Annotated in this window: 3 protein-coding genes and 4 pseudogenes; 6 read left to right on the plus strand and 1 reads right to left on the minus strand. The window is 66.9% G+C overall.

Translation table 11 applies throughout. The features are described from left to right. Window positions 1-586: pseudogene (locus EET03_RS00270) on the plus strand (hypothetical protein); the annotation flags it as partial. Here EET03_RS00270 and EET03_RS00275 read toward each other — a convergent pair. Next, window positions 583-957 (minus strand): nuclear transport factor 2 family protein, encoded by a 375-nt coding sequence (locus EET03_RS00275; RefSeq protein WP_075542514.1) that lies wholly within the window; start codon window positions 955-957, stop codon window positions 583-585. The pseudogene EET03_RS00270 and the gene EET03_RS00275 overlap by 4 nt on opposite strands. Before the next feature lie 114 nt (window positions 958-1,071). Here EET03_RS00275 and EET03_RS00280 point away from each other — a divergent pair, with 114 nt between their 5' ends. The 5 genes and pseudogenes from EET03_RS00280 to EET03_RS00300 all read left to right on the plus strand — a co-directional run. Then, complete coding sequence (locus EET03_RS00280) at window positions 1,072-1,938, plus strand: rhomboid family intramembrane serine protease (protein WP_075542516.1); 867 nt, start codon at window positions 1,072-1,074, stop codon at window positions 1,936-1,938. Next, window positions 1,935-2,405 carry an SRPBCC family protein gene (locus tag EET03_RS00285; RefSeq protein ID WP_075542513.1) on the plus strand — a complete coding sequence of 157 codons (471 nt, stop codon included), beginning with the start codon at window positions 1,935-1,937 and terminating at the stop codon, window positions 2,403-2,405. The genes EET03_RS00280 and EET03_RS00285 overlap by 4 nt, the downstream gene beginning before the upstream one ends. 186 nt (window positions 2,406-2,591) lie before the next feature. Beyond that, window positions 2,592-2,744: pseudogene (locus tag EET03_RS00290) on the plus strand (type II toxin-antitoxin system VapB family antitoxin); the annotation flags it as partial. Window positions 2,745-2,841: 97 nt separating this feature from the next. Continuing rightward, window positions 2,842-3,220, plus strand: a pseudogene (locus EET03_RS00295) (PIN domain-containing protein). 292 nt (window positions 3,221-3,512) lie between these two features. Further along, a pseudogene (locus EET03_RS00300) lies at window positions 3,513-3,717 on the plus strand (13E12 repeat family protein); the annotation flags it as partial.

A 3,717-nucleotide genomic window follows, 5' to 3' on the forward strand; every position in this document is an offset into this window, starting at 1 on the left:
CAACGGAGACGGCGGTGCCGGCGGCACCGGCGGCAGGGGCGGTGGGTTGCTCGGCGATGGCGGCGCCGGCGGGGACGCCGGCCTCGGCTCCAATGCAGGGCCTGCCGGCACCGGTGGCGACGCCGGATTCTTCGGTAACGGCGGCGCCGGTGGCGACGGGCAGTACGGCACCGCGGGCACCTCGTCGGCCGGTGGTGTCGGCGGTAACGGCGGCATCGTCATCGGCAACGGCGGCAACGGCGGCGCGGGCGGAATGGGTGGCCCTGGCGGCAAAGGCGGTAACGGTGGCAACGCGATCGGTTTGTTCGGCCAGGGCGGAGCCGGCGGCACCGGGGGGCCCGGCCTCGCCGGCCTCAGCGGAGGCGGCGGTGGCAACGGCGGCACCGCGGGCTTCATCGGCTGGGGCGGTGCCGGTGGTAATGCCGGCACCAGCATCGGACAGCCCGCCGCCGGCGGCAACGGCGGCAACGCCCGGTGGATCGGCGACGGCGGCGACGGCGGGGACGGCATTTTCGGCGGGCCGGGAGGCGCCGGCGGCAAGGGCGGCACCGTCTACGGCTCGGACGGTGCCGCAGGGGCAAGCTAGCCGGCGTCAGTGCCGCGTTGCTTGAAGAACACGCTGACGCGGGAGATCAGCCCGTCGTCGTTCTGCTCGAAACGTATGCATTCGGGCCATTCGGCGGGTGCGCCGTCGATCTCGAAGGCCTCGGTCAACTCGACGTAGGACAGCCGCGCATCCACCCTCGAGACCCGCTGCACCCGCAGCCGGTGGCCTTTGAGATCGGTGAGCACCTTGCGCAGGTAGGCGACGTAGTGCTGGTTACCCTCGATGACGTCGCAGAACGGGCCCTCCCGCGTCAGGCCGTCGTCGGCGATGGTGGCGGCCAGGCCGTCCCAATCATGAGCGGCCAGGCAGGTCAGGTAGCGCTCGACGACTCCTGCGCCGGCATTGGTCATGCCGTTGACTCCACGAAAAAAACAGTAAGGCAACGCGCTGGGCCTAGAAAGCCGGCAAATGTGCGTTCGGCCACCCGCCGCCCCGGCGGCGGCGACCCGGGCAAGAATGGTGCGATGAGTAGCCCCAGCGCACCGGAGTCGCCGGCCGAAGCGCCGACCTGTTACCGGCATCCGGGCCGCCGGGCGTACGTGCGCTGCAACCGTTGCGAACGGTATATCTGCGCGGACTGCATGCGCGACGCCGCCGTCGGACATCAATGTGTGCAGTGCGTCCAAGCGGGTGCCCGGACCGTTCGAGAGCCGCGGACCCGCTTCGGCGGCCGGCAGCGGTCGGCCACACCGGTGGTCACCTACACGCTGATCGTGATCAACGTGCTGGCTTTCGTCGTGCAGATGTCGTCGGGGAACTTGGAAAAGCAGCTGGCCCTGTGGTCACCCGCGGTAGCCGACGGCCAGCTGTATCGCCTGGTGACCTCGGCGTTCCTGCATTACGGCGCGACCCATCTGCTACTGAACATGTGGGCGCTGTACGTCGTAGGCCCACCGCTCGAAATATGGCTGGGCCGACTGCGTTTCGGCGCGCTGTACGCCCTGAGCGGGCTTGGCGGGTCGGTGCTGGTCTACTTGCTGTCGCCGCTGAACACGGCGACCGCGGGCGCATCAGGGGCAATCTTCGGCCTGTTCGGTGCCACCTTCGTGGTGGGCAAACGGCTGGCCCTCGACGTGCGCTGGGTCGTCGCGGTCATTGTGATCAACTTGGTCTTCACCTTCGTCGTTCCGGCGGTCAGCTCACAACTGATCAGCTGGCAGGGACACGTGGGCGGGCTGGTCACCGGTGGGCTGGTGGCGGCGGCCTACGTCTACCCGCCGCGGGAACGCCGGAACGCGGTCCAAGTCGCTGCGACGGTCGTTGTCCTGATTGTGTTGGCCGGGCTGACCTGGTGGCGCACCGCCAGTCTGCTCGCGGAATTTTCGGCATGAGCTGGTGGGTGGCGCACGCCGAGCGGATGTTGTCCGAATCGGTACCGGCGCCACCGGGTCGGGTCCGCGACTTCTACGTGGACCTGGACAACATCGAACTCGTGCACCCGCTGATCGTGTCCGTTCAGCCGACGGGTCGCCGCGAAACCCCGCAGGGGTATCTGCAGAGCTATCGAGTGGTGGATCGAATCCCATTGGGGCCGTTTGCTATTCAGATCAGCTACCGGGCGCGGCTGCAGGTCCCCGACGACGGCGATGTCAGCACCGAGGCCGACCAGTCGCCCGGGGTACACGTACGCGCAACGGTGAGTTTCGAGGCGATTGACGCGGGCACCCGGCTCACCGAGCGAATCCGGATCACCGCGCCCCGGCCCCTGGCGGCGTTCACCATCCGCGAGGCGGTCAAGGCACATCGGACGATGCTGTCCGGCATCCGCCGCCACTTCGAATACCGCTCGGCGGGATAGGCGAGCACCCGGTGGTAGGTTCCCGCTGAATTGAGCGGCTTGCGCGCCACATCAGAAACGGCCATGACCTACGCACCGCACTGCCGTCGTCGACAACTTTCCGCACGTCGAGATCGGCGCACGTGCGTTCCGTCGATGTTGGCCACGTATCTATACCATGTATATGTCAAACATAGGAGGCTTGTCATGTCGGTGACTCAGATCGACCTCGACGACGACGCGCTGGCCGAAGTGATGCGGATTGCGGGCGTACACACCAAGAAAGAGGCCGTAAACCTCGCCCTGCGCGACTACGTCGCTCGCTTCCGGCGGATCGACGCACTGGCCCGGTCCCGCGAGCAGGCACAGAGCTGGGATTATGAGGGTTGGCTGGACGCTCGAGCTGATGAGAAGGCTGCGGGGGCTTGATCTGCTTCCTCGCGGATTCCTCCGCGGTCTGGCGGCTGCTGCGACAGCCCGACCTCACTGCGGCGTGGTCCTCATCGCTACTGAGCGGGGCCGTTGGTTCGTGCGAACCACAACGATCCGAGTTCCGTCGATCAGCGCGCAACACCGTCGAGCTCGATCAGATGAACCGGACGTTCGGTGACATTTTCCCCGACGTGCCGGTACCGAAATCCGTGTGGCGGTGGATAAGTTCGGCGCAGTATCGGCTCGCGGGCGCAGGTGCGGTACGTGCCCTGTCAGTGGTCGATTTGCTCATCTGCGGCACCGCCGCCGCGAGCGGACTCGTGGTCCTTCATGACGACGCCGACTACGAACTGGCACAGCGACACCTTCCCGATGTCAGAGCACGGCGCGTCACGACCAGCTGATCTCAGCGGATAGCAGCGCGAGAGTAGAACTGCGGCACGGAAAATCCGTTGCGCTGCTGGGGTTGTCGCGGATAGGTGGGCACATTGGGTGTTGGTCTTTCCGGTGGCCGGTGTGGCGGGTGTGGCTCACGTTGGCGTTGGGGGTGATGAGATCGGTTGTCGGAGCGGTGTGTTGGTTGCGGTGGCACCGGCGAAACCGGTGCGTTGTTCGCTGTGGGTGAAATGTGGAATCGGTTGTTGGGCGGGCACTTTCTGCCCGGTTTTTGTCAGAGGTCGCCGATAGGTTGGGTTCATGGATTGGCAGGTGATCACGGCGGCCTTCGACGGGTTGGATGCGGCGCTGGATGCGGTGATGGGCCTGAACTTTGACGCGTTGAGCACCGCGCAGTGGTTGACGCTGCTGGGGCGCTGCGAAACCGTGCGCCGCCGCCTACCCGTGCCCGAGCATCAGCTGATCAACCACCTGGCCCGCCAAGCCAGCGCCGCAGAACTGGGCG

It is taken from the genome of Mycobacterium innocens (assembly GCF_900566055.1).
GTDB lineage: Bacteria > Actinomycetota > Actinomycetes > Mycobacteriales > Mycobacteriaceae > Mycobacterium > Mycobacterium innocens.

Excerpts from the sequence above, each read along its gene's own strand:
- EET03_RS00275 (WP_075542514.1), bottom strand. The coding sequence starts at position 957 with ATGACCAATGCCGGCGCAGGAGTCGTCGAGCGCTACCTGACCTGCCTG.
- EET03_RS00285 (WP_075542513.1), top strand. The coding sequence starts at position 1,935 with ATGAGCTGGTGGGTGGCGCACGCCGAGCGGATGTTGTCCGAATCGGTA.
- EET03_RS00280 (WP_075542516.1), top strand. The coding sequence starts at position 1,072 with ATGAGTAGCCCCAGCGCACCGGAGTCGCCGGCCGAAGCGCCGACCTGT.